The sequence below is a fragment of the Pseudomonas sp. LPB0260 genome, assembly GCF_013388395.1.
Genome location: NZ_CP058247.1, coordinates 5064021 through 5082994 on the forward strand (window position 1 = coordinate 5064021; position 18974 = coordinate 5082994).

Here is an 18974-nt window from a genome sequence, read left to right on the forward strand (position 1 = left end):
GGCAAAACCAGTGGCACTGACCATTCTCGGCCTTTCCGGCGCCCTCAGTCATGATCCGTCGGCAGCCCTGTATATCGATGGCAAGCTGATCGCGGCCGCTGAAGAAGAACGCTTCGTGCGCGACAAGCACGCCAAGAACCGCATGCCCTACGAGTCGGCCAAGTTCTGCCTGGAGCAGGCCGGGATCAAGCCCGCGGATGTCGACGTGGTGGCGATTCCCTTCGCCCCCATCAGCCTGTTCGGCGAGGCCCGCTGGCATTACGCCAAGCGCTACTGGTACGCCCCGGACCGCGCCCTCGATGCGATCCTGATGGGCAACCGGCGCTACAAGCGCTACCGCAAGAAGATCGTCTGGTGCCTGGAGCAGCTGGGCTTCGATGCGAAGAAGGTCAAGATCGAGCCGGTCGAGCACCACCTGGCCCATGCCTCCAGCGCCTACCACTGCTCGGGTTTCAAGGAGAAGACGGCGATCCTCGGCATCGATGGCAAGGGCGAGTACGCCACCACCTTCTTCGGCTATGGCGAGAACGGCAAGATCCACAAGATCAAGGAATTCTACGATCCAGATTCGCTCGGCGGCCTGTACGGCGCGATCACCGAGTTCCTCGGTTTCGAGATGCTCGACGGCGAGTTCAAGGTCATGGGCATGGCGCCCTACGGCGACGCCAGCAAGTACGACTTCTCCCGTCTGGCGACCTTCGAGAACGGCCAGCTGGTGATCAACACCGACTACGCCAACGTAATCGGCCTGCGCCGCTACAAGGAGAAGGGCAAGGGCTTCTACTTCTCCAAGAAGCTGATCGAGTGGCTGGGGCCCAAGCGCGAAGGCGACATCGCCGACGACCCCTACATCCACTACGCCGCCAGCATGCAGGCGCTGTTCGAGAAGCTGGCGCTGCAGATGATGGACCACTACCTCGGCGACATCATCAAGGAGACCGGCAAGATAGCCTTCGCCGGCGGCTGCGCGCTGAACGTCAAGCTCAACCAGAAGATCATCGCCCGCCCCGAGGTCAAGGAGCTGTTCGTCCAGCCGGCCTCCGGTGACGCCGGCACCGCGGTCGGCGCCGCCGCCTATGTGTCGCACCAGCGCGGCGTGCCGGTGGAGAAGATGGAGCACGTCTACCTCGGCCCGTCCTACTCCAACGAAGACGTCATCGCCGCCTGCGCGCGCCACCCGAGCAAGCCCAGGTTCAAGCAGATCGCCGACATGCCCCAGCGCATCGCCAGGATCATGGTCGACGGCAACCCGGTGGCCTGGTTCCAGGGGCGCATGGAGTTCGGCCCGCGGGCCCTCGGCGGTCGCTCGATCATCGGTTGCCCGAGCATCCCCGGGGTGGCCGACCGGATCAACGAACAGATCAAGTTCCGCGAGCGCTGGCGCCCCTTCTGCCCGTCGATGCTCGACACCGTCGGCCCGCAGATGCTCAAGGTCGACCACCCGAGCCCGTTCATGACCTTCACCTTCGAGGTCAACGAGGAGTGGAAGGCCCGCGTCGGCGAAGTGGTGCACGAGGACGGCACCTCCCGCGCCCAGGTGCTCAAGCGCGAGTACAACCCGCGCTACTACGACATGATGCTGGAGCTGGAGAAGCTCACCGGCAACGGCGTGTCGCTGAACACCTCGCTGAACCGCCGCGGCGAACCGATGATCTGCTCGCCGACCGATGCCCTGAACATGTTCCACGGCTCCGACCTGCAGTACCTGATCATGGAGGACATCCTCGTGGTCAAGGACGGCAAGGACTGGTATGAGCAGGCCTGAGCCGCTGATCAGCGTCATCATCCCGACGTATAACTACGCCCATCTGCTGCCGAGAGCCCTAAACTCGGTATTTCAGCAGATGGCTGAGGACGTCGAGTTGATCGTGGTCAATGATGGTTCTCGGGATAATACCGGCGAAGTTTTGGCCGCATATCAAAGGCAACAAATTCAAGGTTTTCGAGTCGAACACCAAGTGAACGCTGGGGCGGCCGCTGCGCGCAATAGTGGTATTCGCTTGGCTCGTGGGCGCTTTGCATTATTGCTGGACGCGGACGATGAGCTGCTCCCGGGCGCTTTGAGTTGCCTGAGGGAGGTGTTGGCCCACAACCCTGAGGCGGGGCTGGTTCTTGGCGCGCAGGTGTCAGTGTATCCCGACGGTCGTGAGCGGATCCGATTGCCCACGCCGGTTACTAACACTCACTCCCCTTGCGAGTTGACCCGGCGATACTTGCTGGAAAAGAAAATATCGATATCTCACTGCTGTACGCTCTTTCGGCGTGATCTTTTGTTGCAGCGTCCTTACCCCGAAAGTTTGCGTACTGGCGAGGATGTTCCGGTTTTTGCCTATCTCTTGGTCAATGCATTGGTTGTAACAACCGCGCGTCCTCTGGCCAGAATCCACAAGCATTCAGATAGCCTGCGACACAATCGTGAGGATGAAGAGGTCGTCGCGCAAAGGATGGTCCGGGAGGTTTTCGCGGGCCTTCCGCACGAGTGCCAGCAGCTACGCCGCCAATATGAAGCGCAGCGCTACTTGTCCTTGTTTCGCGCAGCCGTGTTAGGGGGGGATCGGGAGGCAGCAAAACGGTTCTATTGGCATGCCTTAGAACTGCACCCTTACCAGGCACTGCGTTGGAGCTATCTGCGCAAGGCGCTTCGGTTGCTAGGAAGGGGAACGCGCAATCGGCGCTAACGGTAATGTATGGAGCGGTAATGCAAGTGTTGATCAGACAGATAGGTATGCTTTCTTCGCCTCATTGGGCTTTTTGGGGCAGTTTGTTGCTCTCTTTTATCGCTGTATTAGGCGTGGCAACGGTCGGAAAAGATGCCGCGTTCTATCTGGACATTGCTCAGCGCTCGGTAGAGCAGGGGCCTCTTGTTGCGTTCAAGGTGTTCAACTGGCCTTGGTTTCCTTTGTTGTTAGCGGGCACTCATGTGCTTACAGGGCTACCGCTTGAGGCCAGTGCTTACCTCTGGTGCGCGTTCTTCTTGGCTGGAACCTGTGCGCTGCTAGTCGACTGCGTGCGGCGGAGCTTTCCTGGGGCGGCGCCATGGGCTTGTCTCGTTGTGCTGTCAGTTCCGGCATTCAACTCCTTTCGTAGCGATATCCTGCGAGAGTATGGGTTCTGGTTTTTTTCGGTATTGGCGCTTTGGCTCGCGCTGCGTTGGTATGAGCGCAGAAGCTGGTTTGGTGCGGTCGCAATTCAGGTGTCGATCGTTATGGCGGCTTTATTTCGGCTGGAAGCTATATTGCTGATCGCGGCGATAAATTTCTGCCTGTTGCCCGATCTGAGTCGGCGTGGTGGTTGGATGGCATTACTTAAGCTTAATGCCTTGCCAATTTTTGTGGCGCTGGTCGGCCTTACGGTGCTGTATCAGCAGGGCGGATTTAGCCAAGGACGGATAGAGTATTTCCTGTCGATGCTCAATCCAGGCCAGGTCCATAGCAAGTTGTTGGTGATGGCGCAGGAGATGTCTGATGCCGTCTTGAACAAGTACTCATCGGATGATGCAATTGTTCTGCTTCTTTCGGGGATGTTAACGGTGATCGCGCTAAGCTTCATCAAGCTGTGTGGCCCTTTCGCCTTGCCGTACCTTAGTCGTCTAGCTTGGGGCTCTGCTCTTCAGTACTGGCGGGCGTACAAGCCATTCGCTTTGGCGATGGCAATATATGTCATAGTGCTGTTGCTCTTCTTTATTCAGGAAAGGTTTATAAATTCGCGCTACACCAGTTACCTCGGCTTGCTTGCCGTGCCTCTTTTGAGCCTGGGGCTGTGGCTGTTCGCGCGTGCTCATTCCCGCATGGCTCGCGTGCTGGTGGCGCTTGCCGTGCTTGTCATGTTGGATAACGTGGTGTCCCTCAGTGCCAAGAAAACCCATTATGTTGAGGCGGGGCACTGGCTGTCCGCGCATGTGGATCCAGGGGAGGGGATCTACTACGACGACTCACGGATCGCCTACTACGCCGGTTGGGGGTATCCGCGCATGGATCTAACCCGTGAGCAGGCCATGAGTGTTAAGAACGCCAGCAAGTTCCGCTATTTTTTAATCGAGGCCGAGGCTGAGGAGCCCTGGCTGGCTGAATGGTTGGATCGGGAGCGCAGACAAATACTCAGTCAGTTCGAAAACCGTAAAGGTGAAACCGTCTTGATCATTGGAGACTGAGGTAGCTGTTCTTCAGCTCATCGTCTCTGCGTGCTGTCGATTTTCGTACTATCGATGATCAGTTTGCTGTTCGACCTATAGGACTGCAGAAAAGGTCCCGACTCTAGCCACTGGCTATCTGCTGGGTCTCGAAACAGGTGTCGGAGATTTCGCAGGCGTTTGCTTTTACCTAAAGCGTGTCGATATTGCCGCAAGTCGGCAATGTCGATCAGGCCCAGCTCACCTTCGGGCGTTAGAACGATATTCCCGAGGTGCAAAGAGCGGAAATAGACGCCTACGTCATGCAAATGAGCGACAAATTTTCCGAGGTCCTCATGCAATTGGTCTGGAGCTTGGCTCTCCCGAAGCTGGCGAAGCGTTTGTCCGGGGAGGGGGGCGTAGTAGACAATGTCGCGCTCGATGTCATGGGCGCGGTAGACTCCGAGAACGGTTGGGCAGCGTATGCCAGCAGCGGCAAGGGCTTTGGCGTTGCGGGCGAAACGCGCGGCGTAGGGCCAGATCAATGCTGATGAGAAAAGACGCTTGCGCCTGAACAGTTTGATGAAATTTCCATCCCGCAGGCGCAGGACCTTATCGCCAAAGCTGTCGGCCTCCAGCACTTCTGCGCCGTAGCGTAGGGTCGCATAGTCAGTTGGGTCGATACGTCGCATGGCCGCTGCTCTGAAAGGGGGGGCTGATGATACTCAGTATTCTCCTCAAGCAAAACGGTACTGATCCTCGAAGGGGCTTGAGAGAGAGTGTGTTTATGAATGAAGCCAAACCGTTGGTCTCGGTGATTATCGCTTGTTACAACCACGCCAAGTACATTGAGCAGTCCATTCGAAGCGTGCTCGCGCAGACCTATCCAAATATAGAGCTGTTGGTCGTTGACGATGGTTCCAGTGACGACAGCCCGCTGATTATCCAGCGGTTGCAGGCGGAGTATGGCTTTGATTTTCGCGTGCAGGCCAATCAAGGCTTGTCTAAGACCTTGAATGAGGCAATTGGCCGTTCCAGTGGGGTGTTTATTGCTCCTTTTGGTTCGGATGATGTGATGTTACCCGAGCGTATAGCAATTCAGGTGGCTTATATGGCGGATAAACCTGAGGTCGGCATATGTGCAGGTGATATCCAGTTGATTGATGGTGAGGGGCGGCAGCTGGCGAAAGGTGCCGGTAAGCGCACAGTGTTTAGGCGCCTAGACTTTGCCGATGTCATCATGGATCGTGTGCCTCTGCCTCCGGCCGCGACCATGCTCCTGCGCAGGGAGGCCTTGCAGGCGGCCGGTGGATTTGACCCAAGTATCCGCTTGGAGGATCTGCAGATTTGGTTGAAGGTGACCCACGCCGGCTTCACGATCGATTGTCTTCCGCAAGTGTTCGCACACTATCGGACTCACGGCGCTAATACCTATAAAAATTATCGTTTTATGGTTGACAATGTGCTGCGGTCTTATGCGCTTTTCGCGGATCATCCGCTCTACGATGAGGCGCGATGGCGCTTTCTCAACGGCATGTTTCTCAAATGTGCGGGCCGCGACAAGGAATTTGCCCGTGAGTTGCTTTCCAAAATTCCCTATTCCGCATGGTCGAAGAAAACCTTGCGAGGTTTGGTGCGTCTCTATTTATTACCTTTGGAGAAGGGATGATGAGGCTTAGGGAAGGTCTGAAGTAGCCCGGTCTCTGCCGCCGACTTCATCCTCCGCTGATTTTAAAAGCGGGCAGTCGATCAAAATTGACTAGATAGCCCACTCATTTCTCCGCTTTTTCGCCGCCGTGAGCACCTCGCGACGGCCATTTCCCACATTACAGGCGCACCTCTCCTGCGGTGGCTAGCAAATGTCGACGTGCCATCCACAGGTTTGACAGTGCGAACAGCGTCATCAGCTGCGCAGTGTTCTTGGCCAGGCCACGGAAGCGCACCTTCACGTAACCGAACTGGCGCTTGATCACTCGGAACGGGTGCTCGACCTTGGCTCGCACCTGCGCCTTGGCCTTTTCGACCTTGCGCTTGGCTTTGTAGAGTGGATTGTTCTTGCCCAGCTTCTTGTAGGTACTACGGCGCGCCGCGACCTGCCAGATCACGTTCCGGCCAGCGTGCTCGGCGCGCTTTTCGACTCCGGTGTAGCCGGCGTCGGCGCAGATGACGTTCTCGTCGCCATGCAGCAGCTTGTCGACCTGGGTGACATCCGCCACGTTTGCCGCCGTGCTGACCACGCTGTGCACCAATCCCGATGCGTCATCGACGCCAATGTGGGCCTTCATGCCGAAGTAGTACTGGTTGCCTTTCTTGGTCTGGTGCATCTCCGGGTCGCGCTTGCCGTCCTTGTTCTTGGTCGAACTGGGCGCATGGATCAACGTGGCGTCGACGATGGTGCCCTGGCGCAGCGACAGACCGCGATCACCGAGATAGCCGTTGATCACCGCCAGTATCCCGGCCGCCAGCTCGTGTTTTTCCAGCAGCCGGCGGAAGTTGAGGATGGTGGTTTCGTCCGGAATGCGCTCTAGGCTCAGCCCGGCAAACTGGCGCAGGATGGTGGTCTCGTACAGCGCCTCTTCCATGGCCGGATCGCTGTAGCCGAACCAGTTCTGCATCAGATGAATACGCAGCATGGCCAGCAGCGGGTAGGCGGGCCGGCCGCCTTCACCCTTCGGGTAGTGCGGCTCAATCAGGGCAATCAGTCCCTTCCACGGCACCACCTGATCCATCTCGATCAGGAACAGTTCCTTGCGAGTTTGCTTGCGCTTGCCGGCGTACTCGGCGTCGGCGAAGGTCATCTGCTTCATGGAATAACTCGGGTGGCGGGTTCGACCTATTTCACCGGATTCAGGAAGTCTTTTTCAGAGTGTCCTTAGGTGGCTCGATCGCATTTTGCAGCGGCGGGCGAAGCGAAGGATCAGCAAGCTACCGGCGTTCTATCGCAGTCAAGCCAAATTTCTGATGCGCTACCCGGCATATAAAATCGGTGTGGGCACGTACGGAATGCCAAATGTTCTGGATTGGGGGGAGGGCAGTACTCTGATCATTGGCGCATATTGCTCTGTTGCCGAGGACGTCGAGATATTGTTGGGCGGTCACCATCGCACCGACTGGGTTAGTACTTATCCGTTTCCAGCGAAGATTCCGCAGGCGGCTGGCATTGAGGGATACGGGAGGAGCCGGGGCGATGTCGTTATCGGCAGTGATGTTTGGCTCTGCACACGTGTAATGATTTTGTCTGGCGTCACTATCGGGCATGGCGCAGTCGTGGCTGCCGGGGCAGTGGTAAGTCGTGATGTGGAGCCATATTCAATCGTGGCGGGCAACCCCGCCAGGCAGATTGGCTGGAGATTTGATGAGAGTACGCGCCAAGCGCTGCTTGAAATAGCCTGGTGGGACTGGCCGGAAAACGAGGTGCGACAAGCCAGTAGCTTGTTGTGTTGCGATGATATTGAGGCGTTTCTGGCCTACGGGCGCAGGAGAAACTCGGCGCAAACGGCATGATATGATGCTCTCCTTTTGACTGTGCCTACTCCATGAGCAATCCTGATCGCCAGCCTGCTTCAAGTTTGAAGATATACCTGCGTTTGCTGGCCTACGTGCGGCCATACATAGGGCTGTTTCTGCTGAGCATTCTAGGGTTCCTGATTTTTGCCTCTACTCAGCCGATGCTTGGCTATATCCTTAAGTACTTCGTCGATGGCCTGTCCAACCCCGACGCCAGCCTGTTTCCCAATGTGCCCTACCTGCAGGATCTGCAGCTGGTCGAGGCGGTGCCGCTGCTGATCGTGCTGATCGCGCTGTGGCAGGGCATCGGCTCCTATCTGGGCAACTACTTTCTCGCCAAGGTTTCCCTGGGCCTGGTGCACGACCTGCGGGTGGCCCTGTTCAACAACCTGCTGGTGCTGCCCAACCGCTACTTCGACAACCACAACTCGGGACACCTGATTTCGCGCATCACCTTCAACGTGACCATGGTCACCGGGGCGGCGACCGACGCGATCAAGGTGGTCATACGCGAAGGCATGACGGTGATATTCCTGTTCGCCACCCTGCTGTGGATGAACTGGAAGCTGACCCTGGTAATGGTCGCCATCCTGCCGCTGATCGGCGTGATGGTCAGCAGCGCCAGCCGCAAGTTTCGCAAGCAGAGCAAGAAGATCCAGGTGGCCATGGGCGATGTCACCCATGTCGCCTCCGAGACCATCCAGGGCTACCGGGTGGTGCGCAGCTTCGGCGGCGAGACCTACGAGCAGGAGCGCTTCCTCAACTCCAGCCTAAGCAACACGGAAAAGCAGCTGCGCATGACCAAGACTGGCGCGGTGTACACGCCCATGTTGCAGCTGGTGATCTACAGCGCCATGGCCGTGCTGATGTTCCTGGTGCTGTTCATGCGCGGCGATGCCTCGGCGGGGGACCTTGTGGCCTACATCACCCTGGCCGGTCTGTTGCCGAAGCCGATCCGCCAGTTGTCGGAAGTGAGTTCGACCATCCAGAAAGGCGTGGCCGGTGCGGAAAGCATCTTCGAGCAACTGGACGAGGCGCCGGAGGTCGATCACGGCACCCAGGAGCGCGAGCGCGTCAGTGGTCGTCTCGAGGTGCGTGACCTGAGCTTCGTCTACCCGGGGGCGGAGAAGCCGGTGTTGAACGACATCTCCTTCAGCGTCGAGCCGGGGCAGATGGTCGCCCTGGTCGGGCGTTCCGGCAGCGGCAAGTCGACCCTGGCCAGCCTGATTCCGCGCTTCTACCACCACGATCAGGGGCAGATCCTCCTCGATGGCGTGGATGTCGAGGAGTACACCCTGCGCAACCTGCGCCGGCACATCGCCCTGGTCACCCAGCACGTCACCCTGTTCAACGATACCGTGGCCAACAACATCGCCTATGGCGACGTCGCTGGCGCGCCGCTGGAACAGGTGCGCAAGGCGGCCGAGGCGGCTTATGCCGACGAGTTCATCAGCGTCATGCCGGAGGGCTATGACACCCTGGTGGGCGAGAACGGCGTGCTGCTGTCCGGGGGACAGCGTCAGCGTCTGGCGATCGCCCGGGCGTTGCTCAAGGACTCGCCGCTGCTGGTGCTCGACGAAGCCACCTCGGCGCTGGACACCGAGTCCGAGCGGCATATCCAGGCCGCCTTGGACGAGGTGATGAAGGGCCGCACCACCCTGGTCATCGCCCATCGTCTGAGCACCATCGAGAAGGCCGACCTGATCCTGGTGATGGACCAGGGCCGTATCGTCGAGCGCGGCACCCACCGCGAGTTGCTGGAACAGAACGGTTATTACGCGCGCCTGCATGCCAAGCAGTTCGAGGTCGGTGGCGAGACCGTGGTGGAGCAGGACGTTTGATGCTGAGTCATCTGCGCCTCTGGCGCGAGCAGGGCTGGACCCCGATCGATGCCGCCACCTATGCCGAGCTCTGGCAGCGTTTCGGCGGCAGCGTGGCCACCCATCCGCAGGTGATCGAGCGCCTGGCCGACCTGGCCGGCATCGCGGTGCGCTATCTGGGCTGGTCGCAGCAGGGTGAGCTGAAGGCGGCTGTGGCGACCTGGGGCCGCCACCTGGCGTTGTCCAAGGATGTGCTCAAGCAGCGCGGGCGGCGTGGGCTGTTCGACCTGGGCAATGCCGAGATCATCCTGCCGCTGGCCCCTGACGCGCGGGTGCAGTTGCGGCACAAGGCGCGCTACGTTTCCGATCTGCACGGCGAACGCATCACCTCGCTGCGCGAGCAGGCCGAGGGCCTAGCCCTGGCGCGTGAGCCGGAGCAGTACAGCAAGAAGTTCCGCTACAACCAGCGCCGCGAGCAGCGTCTGCTGGAAGAGGCGGGCGGGGTGATCCGGCCGATGCTGGAGCTCAGCGCCGCCGAGCAGGCGGCGATCTACGCCGACCTGTTCCAGCGCCGCTGGGGCTTCGAGGCCACCGGCAAGGCGCACCTGGCAGAGGTCTTCGCGCTGATGCGCGAGTTCATGACCGGTTCGCTGATCTACCTCAACGACGAGCCGGTGGCCATCCAGGTGCTCTACCGGGTCGAGGCGCCGCAGTGGATCAGCCTGGAGTACATCAACGGCGGGGTCGACCCGCAGAACCGCGACTTCAGCCCCGGCAGCGTGCTCAGCTTCGTCAATACCCAAGCCGCCTGGGTCGAGGCCCGGGCCCTGGGCAAGCCGCTGCGCTACTCCTTCGGTCGCGCCGACCGCGAGTACAAGGACCGCTGGTGCAATCGCGTGCCGGTCTATCAGGTGTGAGCATGGCCGGCCGCAAGCAACAGCTCCTCAAGCGTCATCGTCGGCACAAGCGCATCGCCCTGCTGGTGGGCATGCTGCTGTTGGCGCTGCTCGGCGTGCTGCTGGCCTGGTGGCTGGTGCCGCTGCTGCTGGTGCTGGGCTGGGTAGGCCACGAGGCCTGGTTCGCCGATCACCTGTTCTACTCGCCGGCCGATGACTACCGCTACGACTTCCCGCCGGGTACGCGGCAGCTGCCGGCGCGCGTGGCCGATGGGATGCTCGAGGTGGAGGGCGACTTCGCCAGCGCCGACACCCTGATCCTGCAGCTGGAGCTCCGGGCCGGCTGGCTGGGGCGCTGGCTCGACCCCCATGTGCTGGTCGGCGAGGATCGCCAGGATTTCGAGCGTGGCGTCAGTGGGCGGCGCTACCTCAACTTGTCCAGCCAGGGCGAGGCCCTTGCCGCCGGCGGCCTGCCGATCCGTGGGCGCTTCTGTCGCCTGGGCGCCAGTGCCACGTTTTACGCCCTGAGTAATCCCGATTACGCCCGCCAGCGGCTGATGGTCATCGCCCCCCATGCCGACGACGCCGAGCTGGCCGCATTCGGCCTGTACAGCCGCGCCGCCGAGGCGAGCATCGTCACCCTGACCCAGGGCGAGATCGAGGCCGATGCCTACCGGCGCCTCGGCCTGGACCAGGCCGCGGCGGCGCGCCTCAAGGGCCGCCTGCGCACCTGGGACAGCCTGGCGGTGCCGCTGTGGGGCGGCGTCACCCCGGAGCGTTGCGTGCAGCTCGGCTACTACTGCCTGCAGCTGCCAGCCATGGCCGAGCAGCCCGCCCAGGCCTTCGGCTCTCGCGAATCCGGGGAGTGCGATACTCGCGGTGCCCGCCGCCACAACCCGCTGCAATTGCCCGGCGATGCCGATGGTGTGCCCAGCTGGCACAACCTGGTGGCGGACCTGGTGGCGCTGCTGGAGCATTACCGCCCCGAGCTGCTGGTCACCCCGCACCCCGAGCTGGACCCGCACAGCGATCATGTCGCCGCGACCCGCGCGCTGCAGGAGGCAATCCAGCGCAGCAGCTGGAAGCCCGCGACCCTGCTGCTCTACGCCAATCACCTGCACGACAACGACCGCTGGCCCATGGGCCCTGCCGGCCAGGGCATCGCCCTGCCGCCGGCCATCGAGCCCTTGCCGGCCGATGGCCTGTGGAGCCCGGGCCTGAGCGCCGAGGTGCAGGTGGACAAGGCCATGGCCCTGGCCATGCAGCACGACCTGCAAGGGCCGCTGCCGACCAAGAAACGCCTGCGCCGGCTGATCCAGCGCCTGCTGGCCGGGCGCCGCTGGCCGGCCAGTGGCGAGGACGAGTTTTTCCGCAAGGCGGTGCGCCGCCACGAGCTGTTCTGGGTGCGTCCTCTGTAGGAGGGCACCGCACCTGGCGCGCGCCTGGCCGGCATCGGCCGATATTCCCGACATGCTATGATCTGCGGCGATTTTGCCGCCCCGGAGTCCCCATGAAGTTGTCCATGCCCCGTTTCGACCAAGCCCCCGTTCTGGTGGTGGGCGATGTCATGCTCGATCGTTACTGGCACGGCGGCACCTCGCGGATCTCCCCGGAGGCGCCGGTGCCGGTGGTCAAGGTCGAGCAGATCGAGGACCGCCCCGGTGGCGCCGCCAACGTCGCGCTGAACATCGCCGCGCTGGGGGCCCCGGCCGTGCTGGTCGGCGTCACCGGCGCCGACGAGGCCGCCGACAGCCTGAGTAACAGCCTGCAGGCGGTGGGGGTCAAGACCCGCTTCCAGCGTATCGCCGACCAGCCGACCATCGTCAAGCTGCGGGTGCTGAGCCGTCACCAGCAACTGCTGCGCATGGACTTCGAGGAAGCCTTCAGCACCGATGCGGACGCCATCGCCCGGGAAGTCGAGGCGCTGCTCGAGGGGGTCAAGGTGCTGGTGCTGTCCGACTACGGCAAGGGCGCGCTGAAGAATCACCAGGTGCTGGTGCAGGCCGCTCGCGCCCGCGGCATCCCGGTGCTGGCCGATCCCAAGGGCAAGGACTTCTCCATCTACCGCGGCGCCAGCCTGATCACCCCCAACCTCAGCGAGTTCGAGACCATAGTCGGGCGCTGCGCCGACGAGGCCGAGCTGGTCGCCAAGGGCGCGGCGCTGATGCGCGAGCTGGACCTCGGCGCGCTGCTGGTGACCCGCGGCGAGCACGGCATGACCCTGCTGCGCCCTGAGCATGCACCGCTGCACCTGCCGGCCCGCGCCCGCGAGGTGTTCGATGTCACCGGTGCCGGCGACACAGTGATCTCCACCCTGGCCGCCAGCCTAGCCGCCGGCGAGGAGTTGCCGCAGGCAGTGGCGCTGGCCAACCTCGCCGCCGGCATCGTGGTCGGCAAGCTCGGCACCGCGGCGATCAGTGCCCCCGAGTTGCGCCGCGCGGTGCAGCGTGAGCAGGGCTCCGAGCGCGGCGTGCTGAGCCTGGACCAGCTGCTGCTGGCCATCGAGGACGCCCGCGCCCATGGCGAGAAGATCGTCTTCACCAACGGTTGCTTCGACATCCTCCACGCCGGTCACGTGACCTACCTGGAGCAGGCTCGTGCCCAGGGCGATCGCCTGGTCCTGGCGGTCAACGACGACGCCTCGGTCAGCCGCCTCAAGGGGCCAGGCCGGCCGATCAACTCGGTGGACCGGCGCATGGCGGTGCTCGCCGGCCTCGGCGCGGTGGACTGGGTGGTGAGCTTCGCCGAGGACACTCCCGAGCGGCTGCTCGAGCAGGTGCGCCCGGACGTGCTGGTCAAGGGCGGCGACTACGGCATCGACCAGGTGGTCGGTGCCGAGATCGTCACGGCCTATGGCGGTGAAGTGCGGGTGCTCGGCCTGGTGGAAAACAGCTCGACCACCGCCATCGTCGAGAAGATCCGCAGCAAATAGTCACCGCGGCGAACCGCTCAGCCTCTCAGCGGCGTCGCTGCGTCCGTCGCGCCGCCGGGGCTGGACGGTTTCAGCCCGTGCAGGCTCAGCCAATCCTTCCAGCGAATGCGTTCGTCGCGCACCAGCCAGCCGTCCTGGGGCGCGAAACTTTCCGCCAGCCACAGGCCGCGCGTGCTGGCCGGGGTCAGCAGGCCGTTTTCCAGGGTCAGCAGTTCCGCGGTCGGCTTGCCGCCCTGTAGCGGGATCAGGTACAGGTCGGGGCGCGAGCGGTCGAGGCGGGCGACCAGCTGGCCGTCCTCCAGGTGCTCGTCGACGTGGAACAGGCTGGGCTGCCTGGCCTCCTTCGGCAGCTCCAGGCACAGGTCGTAGACCAGCTGCAGCGAGGCCGTCGGCAGGTGCACATAGGCGCGCGGGCGCTCCAGCAGGGTCAGGTTGCCGCATTGCACCGGTCGCGCCGCGCCGGATAGCGGGCTCAGGCGAAAGTGCGCGGCCTCGCGGTAATGCAGCGCGCCCTGGTAGGGCGCCGGCAGCCAGGTGTCGCCAAAGCGGCCGTACAGCCAGCCTTCCGGGGTTTCCACCAGGCACTCCTCGGCGACCTCCTGGATTGCGGTGTGCAATGGCAGGTTCAGTTCATGGGTGGGGACGTAGCCGGAGATCAGCTTGAGCACCACGTCGCCGCGATCCAGGCGCCGCTGGCGCACCAGCAGCCAGTATTCGCGGCCCTGCCAGCTCAGGGTCAGGCGTACCGAGACCCCGAGGTTGGCCAGTTCCACGGCGAAGTGCTGGCTGTCGCCGATGGCGATCGCCTGGCGTCGCGCCAGCACCTGGTTGAAGTTCAGTGGCTGGCCGATGCCCTGGTAGCTCAGGCGGTCCGCTCCCGCCTCGACGAACAGCGGCAGGGTCTTGAAGACGCTGGGATTCTTGCGGATCAGCGCGCGCGCCATCTCGGCTCCTTTCGCGGGGTGGCCTGGCCGCGAGCGCGGGCTCAGGCGATGTCCTGGATCACCGCCGCGGCTGTCGCCACGTTGTCGGCCAGGTGCTGCGGGTTGATGGTGCCGATGATCGCGCTGCTCACCGCCGGGTGGCCGAAGATCAGCTCGAAGCTGGCACGCACCGGATCTTCGCCCGGTTGCAGGCAGGCATGGCCGCTGGCCAGGGCCTTCTTCACCAGGATGCCTTTGCCGTGCAGCTCGGCGTAGTCCAGCACCGGCACCTCGCCCTGCTCGTTGAGATTGTAGGTGACCATCGCGCAGTCACCCTGCTCGAGGGCCAGCAGGCCGCCCTCGACGGTCTTGCCGGACAGGCCGAAGGCGCGGATCTTGCCTTCGCGCTTGAGCGCGGCGAGGGTCTCGTAGAGGCCGCTGTCCTGCAGGATGGCGACATCGTTGCCGTCCGAGTGCACCAGCAGCAGGTCGATGAAATCGGTCTCCAGGCGCTTGAGGCTGCGCTCCACGGAGAGGCGCGCGTGGGACGGGGAAAAGTCGAAGCGCGACTGACCGTCCTCGAACTCCTCGCCGACCTTGCTGACGATCACCCACTGCTCGCGCTGGCCGCGCAGCAGCGGGCCGAGGCGCGCCTCACTGGTGCCGTAGGCGGGGGCCGTGTCGATCAGGTTGATGCCCAGCTCGTGAGCCTGGGCCAGCAGCGCGCGCGCCGCCGCGTCATCCGGGATGCGAAAGCCGCTGGGGTACTTCACCCCCTGGTCGCGGCCCAGCTTGACGGTGCCCAGGCCCAGCGGGGAGACCAGCAGTCCGGTCGCGCCGAGCGGGCGGTGGAGGTTGTGCAGGGTGTGCATCAGAACAGTTCCTCCCAGGCGGGATGGGCGATGGCCGGGCGCGGCAGCTCGGGCAGTGGCGGATGGCCGGCGGGCTGGATACCGTCGCGCGCCAGCGTCGCCAGCACGCGGTCGGCGAAGTCCGGGGCCAGGGCAAGTTTAGTCGGCCAGCCGACCAGCAGGCGGCCCTGTTCGGCGAGAAAGGCGTTGTCGGGGCGCACCAGGCCGGATTGCGCCGGTTCGGCGCGCTCGACCCGCAGGGTGGCCCATTGCGCGCTGCCGAAATCGACCCAGGGCAGCAGCTCGCCCAGCTCCTTCTGCGCCGCCCGGACCTGCGCCGCCGGTTCGCGGGCTACTCCATCGGCCTCGGCCAGGTCGCCGCCCAGGTACCAGACCCACTGGCCGTCGGCCGCCGGGTGGCTGGTGACCGTCACCCGCGGCTTGGGGCCGCCGCCCAGGCAGTGGGCGTACAGCGGCTTGAGGGTCGGCCCCTTGACCAGCACCATGTGCAGCGGGCGCAACTGTTGGGCCGGTTGCTGCAGGCCGAGCGCCGCGAGCAGCTCGGCGTTGCCGCGGCCGGCGCTGAGGGCGATGCGCTGGGCGCGGATCTCGCGGCCGTCGACGCGCAGGCCGACCAGCTCGTCCTGCTCGCGCAGCGGTTCGATGCGCTCGGCCGCCAGCAACCCGTCACCGGCCAGTTCGGCGAGGCGGGCGATCAGGCTGGGCACGTCGAGCACCAGTTCGGCCAGGCGGTAGACCTTGCCCTTGAACCTGGGGTGTTGCAGCGCCGGCGGCAGCTGTTCGCCCTTGACCTGGTCGACCCGGCCGCGCACCGCCTTGCTGGCGAAGAAGCTGGTCAGGTTGCCGGCCAGGCTGCCGGGCGACCACAGGTAGTGGGCCTCGGACAGCAGGCGCACGCCGGACAGATCCAGCTCGCCGCTGCCGGCCAGGGCCTCGCGCCAGCGCCGCGGCATGTCGGCGATGGCTTCCGAGGCGCCGCTCAGCGCGCCATGCAGAGCGTACTTGGCGCCGCCGTGGATGATGCCCTGGGACTTGACGCTCTGCCCGCCGCCGAGGCTGGCGTTTTCCACCAGCAGGGTGGCGAAGCCCTGGCGGCGCAGGCGCGCATTGAGCCAGAGGCCGGCGATACCGCCGCCGACGATCAGGACGTCAGTGCTCAGAGCTTGGGACATGGGCGCGCCTCGATAGGAAAACAGGCGCGCAGTATAACCCGCGAGGTCGTGGTGGCTGCCTCGCTCAGTGGCCGACGCTTTGCGAGAACAGCTGGATCACCACCACCCCGGCGACGATCAGGCCCATGCCGAGCAGGGCCGGCAGGTCCAGGCGCTGCTGGTAGAGCACGGCGGCGGCGACGCTCACCAGGACGATGCCCAGGCCGGCCCACACCGCGTAGGCGACGCCGACCGGGATGGTCTTGACCACCAGGCTGAGCATCCAGAACGACAGCACGTAGCCGCCCACCACCAGCAGCAGCGGCAGGGGCCGGTTGAAGCCGTCCAGCGCCTTCATCGAGGCGGTGGCGACGACTTCCGCGGAAATGGCGATGGCGAGGTAGAGATAGCCGGTCATGGTGGAACTCCTGTGGGTGCTGCCGCCATTCTAGGGAGATTCATGATGGGATAAACTTATTACCTATCTGAAATGGAGATGGGTCATGCAGTGGAGCCTCGAGCAGATTCGCCTGTTCATCAGTGTCGCCGAGGGCCGCTCGTTCTCCGCCGTGGCGCGGCAGATGAATCGCGCGCAGTCGGCCGTCAGCACGGCGATTGCCCAGTTGGAGGTCGATCTGGGCGTGCAGTTGTTCGCGCGCAGCAGCGGCCGCCAGCCGCAGCTGACGGAAGCCGGCGCCAGCTTGCTCGAGGAGGCGCGCGAAGTGCTGCGCCAGTGCGAGCGTCTGGAAGGGCGGGCCCTCGGCCTGGCCCGCGGCGAGGAGGCGCGGCTGCGCCTGGCCCAGGACGAGGCGATGCCCTATCCGCCGGTGCTCGATAGCCTGGAGGCGCTGGCCCGGCAGTTTCCGCAGCTCGAGGTGCAGGTCGCCAGCGCCGCCCAGGGCGATGTCGCGCGCAAGCTGCTGGAGCGTCGCGCCGACCTGGGCCTGCTGTTCCACCACGAACAGATGCCCGAGGCCCTGGAGCGCCAGCGCCTCGGCGCCATCGGCATGGTCACGGTGTGCGGCGCCGGCCATCCGCTGGCCGCGCACGATTATGTGGATCGCCGCGAACTGGCCCGGCACCGTCAGCTGCTGATGGCGCCCCAGGACAGCCGCTACCCCGGTGGCGAGCAGATCAGTCCCCAGGTCTGGCGCGCCGACAGTTTCTACGTCATGGCCGAACTGCTGATGCGCAACCTCGGCTGGGCCTGGCTGCCACGCCATGTGGCGCAGTACCCGACCTACCTGGGGCAGCTGGTGGAATTGCGCAGCGACTGGACGCCGCCGCCCCTGGTGGTGGAGCTGGTCTGCCGGCGCGACGAGGCCCTGGGGCCGGCGGCCTTGTGGCTGGCCGACTGCCTGGCCGAGCACCTGCAGGCCATTGGCTGATCGGCGGGCGCGGCTCTGCTAAGCTGCGCGCCCATGAATCGGACCCTCTATACCCTGCTGTTCCATCTCGGCCTGCCCCTGGTCGCCCTGCGCCTGGCCTACCGCGCCTGGCGGGCGCCGGCCTACGCCAGGCGCATCGGCGAGCGCTTCGCCTTCGGCCTGCCGGCGCTCGCCCCTGGCGGCATCTGGGTGCATGCGGTCTCGGTGGGCGAGAGCATTGCCGCCGCACCGCTGATCCGCGAGCTGCTGGCGCGCTACCCGCAGTTGCCGATCACCGTCACCTGCATGACCCCGACCGGCTCGGAGCGCATCCGCGCGCTGTTCGCCGCGCCGGAGTTCGCCGGGCGCGTGCAGCACTGCTACCTGCCCTATGACCTGCCCTGGGCCGCCGCGCGTTTTCTCGAGCGGCTGCGCCCGCGTCTGGCGCTGATCATGGAAACCGAGTTGTGGCCCAACCACATCCACCAGTGCGCCCGCCGCGGCATTCCCGTGGTCCTGGCCAACGCGCGGCTGTCCGAGCGCTCGGCACGCGGTTACGGGCGCTTCGCCAAACTGACCGCGCCGATGCTCGCCGAACTGAGCCTGATCGCCGCGCAGACGGCCGCCGAGGCCGAGCGCTTTCGCACGCTGGGTGCTCGCGGCGAATGCGTCGAGGTGACCGGCTCGATCAAGTACGACCTGCACGTCGACCCGGCCCTGCTCGATCGCGCCACCGAACTGCGGGTGCAGTGGGGCGCCAACGAGCGCCCGCTGTGGATCGCCGCCAGCACCCACGCCGGCGAGGACGAGATCATCCTCATCGCTCATCGCCAGCTGCTGGACCAGTACCCGGACGCACTGCTGATCCTGGTGCCGCGCCATCCGGAACGCTTCTCCGGCGTGTTCGAGTTGTGCCGGCGGCAGGGGTTCGCCACCCGTCGTCGCTCCACCGGCGAGGCGGTGAGCGACGCCGACCAGGTGCTGCTCGGCGATACCATGGGTGAACTGCTGTTTCTCTATGCCCTGGCCGACTGCGCCTTCGTCGGCGGTAGCCTGGTGGCCAATGGCGGCCACAACCTGCTGGAGCCGGCGGCACTGGGCAAGCCGGTGCTCAGCGGCCCGCACCTGTTCAACTTTCTCGAGATCGCCGCGCAACTGCGCGAGGCCGGGGCGTTGGGGGAAGTGGCCGATGCGCAGCAGCTCGCCGCCAGGGTGGCCGAGCTGTGGCAGCAGCCGCAGCAGGCGCAGCGCATGCGTGAGGCCGGCCTGGCGGTGATGAGGGCCAATCAGGGCGCGCTGCAGCGCCTGCTCGCCGGCGTGGGGCGCCTGCTCGGTTAGTCGCCGCGCCGGCTCTGCGGCCTGACCGAACAGCCATGAAAAAGCCGGCCACCTGGGCCG

The 18974-nt window shown here is 64.4% G+C and carries 17 protein-coding genes; 11 read left to right on the top strand and 6 right to left on the bottom strand.

The genetic code is table 11. From position 1 onward, the window contains the following. The first annotated feature begins 10 nt into the window (after window positions 1-10). Genes LPB260_RS22615 through LPB260_RS22625 form a run of 3 tightly spaced genes read left to right on the top strand, consistent with a single transcriptional unit; the run spans window position 11 to window position 4150 of the window. Window positions 11-1765 (top strand): carbamoyltransferase, encoded by a 1755-nt coding sequence (locus tag LPB260_RS22615; protein WP_208708103.1) that lies wholly within the window; start codon window positions 11-13, stop codon window positions 1763-1765. Beyond that, on the top strand, window positions 1752-2678 hold the full coding sequence (locus tag LPB260_RS22620) for a glycosyltransferase family A protein (RefSeq protein WP_208708104.1): 927 nt from the start codon (window positions 1752-1754) through the stop codon (window positions 2676-2678). The genes LPB260_RS22615 and LPB260_RS22620 overlap by 14 nt, the downstream gene beginning before the upstream one ends. Before the next feature lie 20 nt (window positions 2679-2698). Continuing rightward, window positions 2699-4150: a hypothetical protein gene (locus tag LPB260_RS22625; RefSeq protein WP_256625544.1), complete on the top strand. Its 1452-nt coding sequence runs from the start codon at window positions 2699-2701 to the stop codon at window positions 4148-4150. A gap of 17 nt (window positions 4151-4167) precedes the next feature. Here LPB260_RS22625 and LPB260_RS22630 read toward each other — a convergent pair whose 3' ends face one another. Continuing rightward, window positions 4168-4800 carry a phosphotransferase gene (locus LPB260_RS22630; protein ID WP_208708105.1) on the bottom strand — a complete coding sequence of 211 codons (633 nt, stop codon included), beginning with the start codon at window positions 4798-4800 and terminating at the stop codon, window positions 4168-4170. Window positions 4801-4895: 95 nt separating this feature from the next. On the opposite strand from LPB260_RS22630, the gene LPB260_RS22635 reads away from it, so the two are divergent. Next, complete coding sequence (locus LPB260_RS22635) at window positions 4896-5777, top strand: glycosyltransferase (protein WP_208708106.1); 882 nt, start codon at window positions 4896-4898, stop codon at window positions 5775-5777. Window positions 5778-5934: 157 nt separating this feature from the next. On the opposite strand, the gene LPB260_RS22640 is transcribed toward LPB260_RS22635, so the two are convergent. Then, window positions 5935-6915, bottom strand: a complete 981-nt coding sequence (locus tag LPB260_RS22640) for an IS5 family transposase (protein WP_208708107.1) — start codon at window positions 6913-6915, stop codon at window positions 5935-5937. Between the two features lie 154 nt (window positions 6916-7069). On the opposite strand from LPB260_RS22640, the gene LPB260_RS22645 reads away from it, so the two are divergent. From LPB260_RS22645 to hldE, 5 genes are all read left to right on the top strand, one after another. Further along, window positions 7070-7612 carry a CatB-related O-acetyltransferase gene (locus tag LPB260_RS22645; protein WP_208708108.1) on the top strand — a complete coding sequence of 181 codons (543 nt, stop codon included), beginning with the start codon at window positions 7070-7072 and terminating at the stop codon, window positions 7610-7612. 32 nt (window positions 7613-7644) lie between these two features. Beyond that, on the top strand, window positions 7645-9456 hold the full coding sequence (gene msbA / locus LPB260_RS22650) for a lipid A export permease/ATP-binding protein MsbA (protein ID WP_208708109.1): 1812 nt from the start codon (window positions 7645-7647) through the stop codon (window positions 9454-9456). Next, window positions 9456-10352 (top strand): GNAT family N-acetyltransferase, encoded by an 897-nt coding sequence (locus LPB260_RS22655; protein ID WP_208708110.1) that lies wholly within the window; start codon window positions 9456-9458, stop codon window positions 10350-10352. Before msbA ends, LPB260_RS22655 begins: the two co-directional genes overlap by 1 nt. Before the next feature lie 2 nt (window positions 10353-10354). Further along, the gene (locus LPB260_RS22660) at window positions 10355-11749 is read left to right on the top strand and encodes a PIG-L deacetylase family protein (protein WP_208708111.1); all 1395 of its coding nucleotides are present in this window, start codon (window positions 10355-10357) and stop codon (window positions 11747-11749) included. A 92-nt stretch (window positions 11750-11841) separates the two neighbouring features. Beyond that, window positions 11842-13263 (top strand): bifunctional D-glycero-beta-D-manno-heptose-7-phosphate kinase/D-glycero-beta-D-manno-heptose 1-phosphate adenylyltransferase HldE, encoded by a 1422-nt coding sequence (gene hldE / locus LPB260_RS22665; protein ID WP_208708112.1) that lies wholly within the window; start codon window positions 11842-11844, stop codon window positions 13261-13263. A 17-nt stretch (window positions 13264-13280) separates the two neighbouring features. Here the strand turns inward: hldE and LPB260_RS22670 are convergent, their stop codons facing one another. The 4 genes from LPB260_RS22670 to LPB260_RS22685 all read right to left on the bottom strand — a co-directional run bounded on the left by LPB260_RS22670 (window position 13281) and on the right by LPB260_RS22685 (window position 16627). Then, on the bottom strand, window positions 13281-14207 hold the full coding sequence (locus tag LPB260_RS22670) for a metal ABC transporter ATPase (RefSeq protein WP_208708113.1): 927 nt from the start codon (window positions 14205-14207) through the stop codon (window positions 13281-13283). A gap of 41 nt (window positions 14208-14248) precedes the next feature. Further along, entirely contained in the window at window positions 14249-15058 is an 810-nt protein-coding gene (locus LPB260_RS22675) for an aldo/keto reductase (protein ID WP_208708114.1), read from the bottom strand. Continuing rightward, window positions 15058-16230, bottom strand: a complete 1173-nt coding sequence (locus LPB260_RS22680) for an FAD-binding oxidoreductase (RefSeq protein ID WP_208708115.1) — start codon at window positions 16228-16230, stop codon at window positions 15058-15060. Before LPB260_RS22680 ends, LPB260_RS22675 begins: the two co-directional genes overlap by 1 nt. Before the next feature lie 64 nt (window positions 16231-16294). Continuing rightward, window positions 16295-16627, bottom strand: coding sequence for a multidrug efflux SMR transporter (locus tag LPB260_RS22685; protein ID WP_208708116.1), 333 nt, complete (start codon window positions 16625-16627; stop codon window positions 16295-16297). Between the two features lie 85 nt (window positions 16628-16712). Between LPB260_RS22685 and LPB260_RS22690 the strand changes: the two genes are divergently transcribed. Both LPB260_RS22690 and waaA read left to right on the top strand, forming a co-directional pair. Further along, complete coding sequence (locus LPB260_RS22690) at window positions 16713-17597, top strand: LysR family transcriptional regulator (protein ID WP_208708117.1); 885 nt, start codon at window positions 16713-16715, stop codon at window positions 17595-17597. A gap of 33 nt (window positions 17598-17630) precedes the next feature. Beyond that, window positions 17631-18914, top strand: coding sequence for a lipid IV(A) 3-deoxy-D-manno-octulosonic acid transferase (gene waaA, locus LPB260_RS22695; RefSeq protein ID WP_208708118.1), 1284 nt, complete (start codon window positions 17631-17633; stop codon window positions 18912-18914). Window positions 18915-18974: the final 60 nt, after the last annotated feature.

Excerpts from the sequence above, each read along its gene's own strand:
- LPB260_RS22620 (WP_208708104.1), top strand. The coding sequence starts at position 1,752 with ATGAGCAGGCCTGAGCCGCTGATCAGCGTCATCATCCCGACGTATAAC.
- LPB260_RS22625 (WP_256625544.1), top strand. The coding sequence starts at position 2,699 with ATGCAAGTGTTGATCAGACAGATAGGTATGCTTTCTTCGCCTCATTGG.
- LPB260_RS22630 (WP_208708105.1), bottom strand. The coding sequence starts at position 4,800 with ATGCGACGTATCGACCCAACTGACTATGCGACCCTACGCTACGGCGCA.
- LPB260_RS22635 (WP_208708106.1), top strand. The coding sequence starts at position 4,896 with ATGAATGAAGCCAAACCGTTGGTCTCGGTGATTATCGCTTGTTACAAC.
- LPB260_RS22640 (WP_208708107.1), bottom strand. The coding sequence starts at position 6,915 with ATGAAGCAGATGACCTTCGCCGACGCCGAGTACGCCGGCAAGCGCAAG.
- LPB260_RS22645 (WP_208708108.1), top strand. The coding sequence starts at position 7,070 with ATGCGCTACCCGGCATATAAAATCGGTGTGGGCACGTACGGAATGCCA.
- msbA (WP_208708109.1), top strand. The coding sequence starts at position 7,645 with ATGAGCAATCCTGATCGCCAGCCTGCTTCAAGTTTGAAGATATACCTG.
- LPB260_RS22655 (WP_208708110.1), top strand. The coding sequence starts at position 9,456 with ATGCTGAGTCATCTGCGCCTCTGGCGCGAGCAGGGCTGGACCCCGATC.
- LPB260_RS22660 (WP_208708111.1), top strand. The coding sequence starts at position 10,355 with ATGGCCGGCCGCAAGCAACAGCTCCTCAAGCGTCATCGTCGGCACAAG.
- hldE (WP_208708112.1), top strand. The coding sequence starts at position 11,842 with ATGAAGTTGTCCATGCCCCGTTTCGACCAAGCCCCCGTTCTGGTGGTG.
- LPB260_RS22670 (WP_208708113.1), bottom strand. The coding sequence starts at position 14,207 with ATGGCGCGCGCGCTGATCCGCAAGAATCCCAGCGTCTTCAAGACCCTG.
- LPB260_RS22675 (WP_208708114.1), bottom strand. The coding sequence starts at position 15,058 with ATGCACACCCTGCACAACCTCCACCGCCCGCTCGGCGCGACCGGACTG.
- LPB260_RS22680 (WP_208708115.1), bottom strand. The coding sequence starts at position 16,230 with ATGTCCCAAGCTCTGAGCACTGACGTCCTGATCGTCGGCGGCGGTATC.
- LPB260_RS22685 (WP_208708116.1), bottom strand. The coding sequence starts at position 16,627 with ATGACCGGCTATCTCTACCTCGCCATCGCCATTTCCGCGGAAGTCGTC.
- LPB260_RS22690 (WP_208708117.1), top strand. The coding sequence starts at position 16,713 with ATGCAGTGGAGCCTCGAGCAGATTCGCCTGTTCATCAGTGTCGCCGAG.
- waaA (WP_208708118.1), top strand. The coding sequence starts at position 17,631 with ATGAATCGGACCCTCTATACCCTGCTGTTCCATCTCGGCCTGCCCCTG.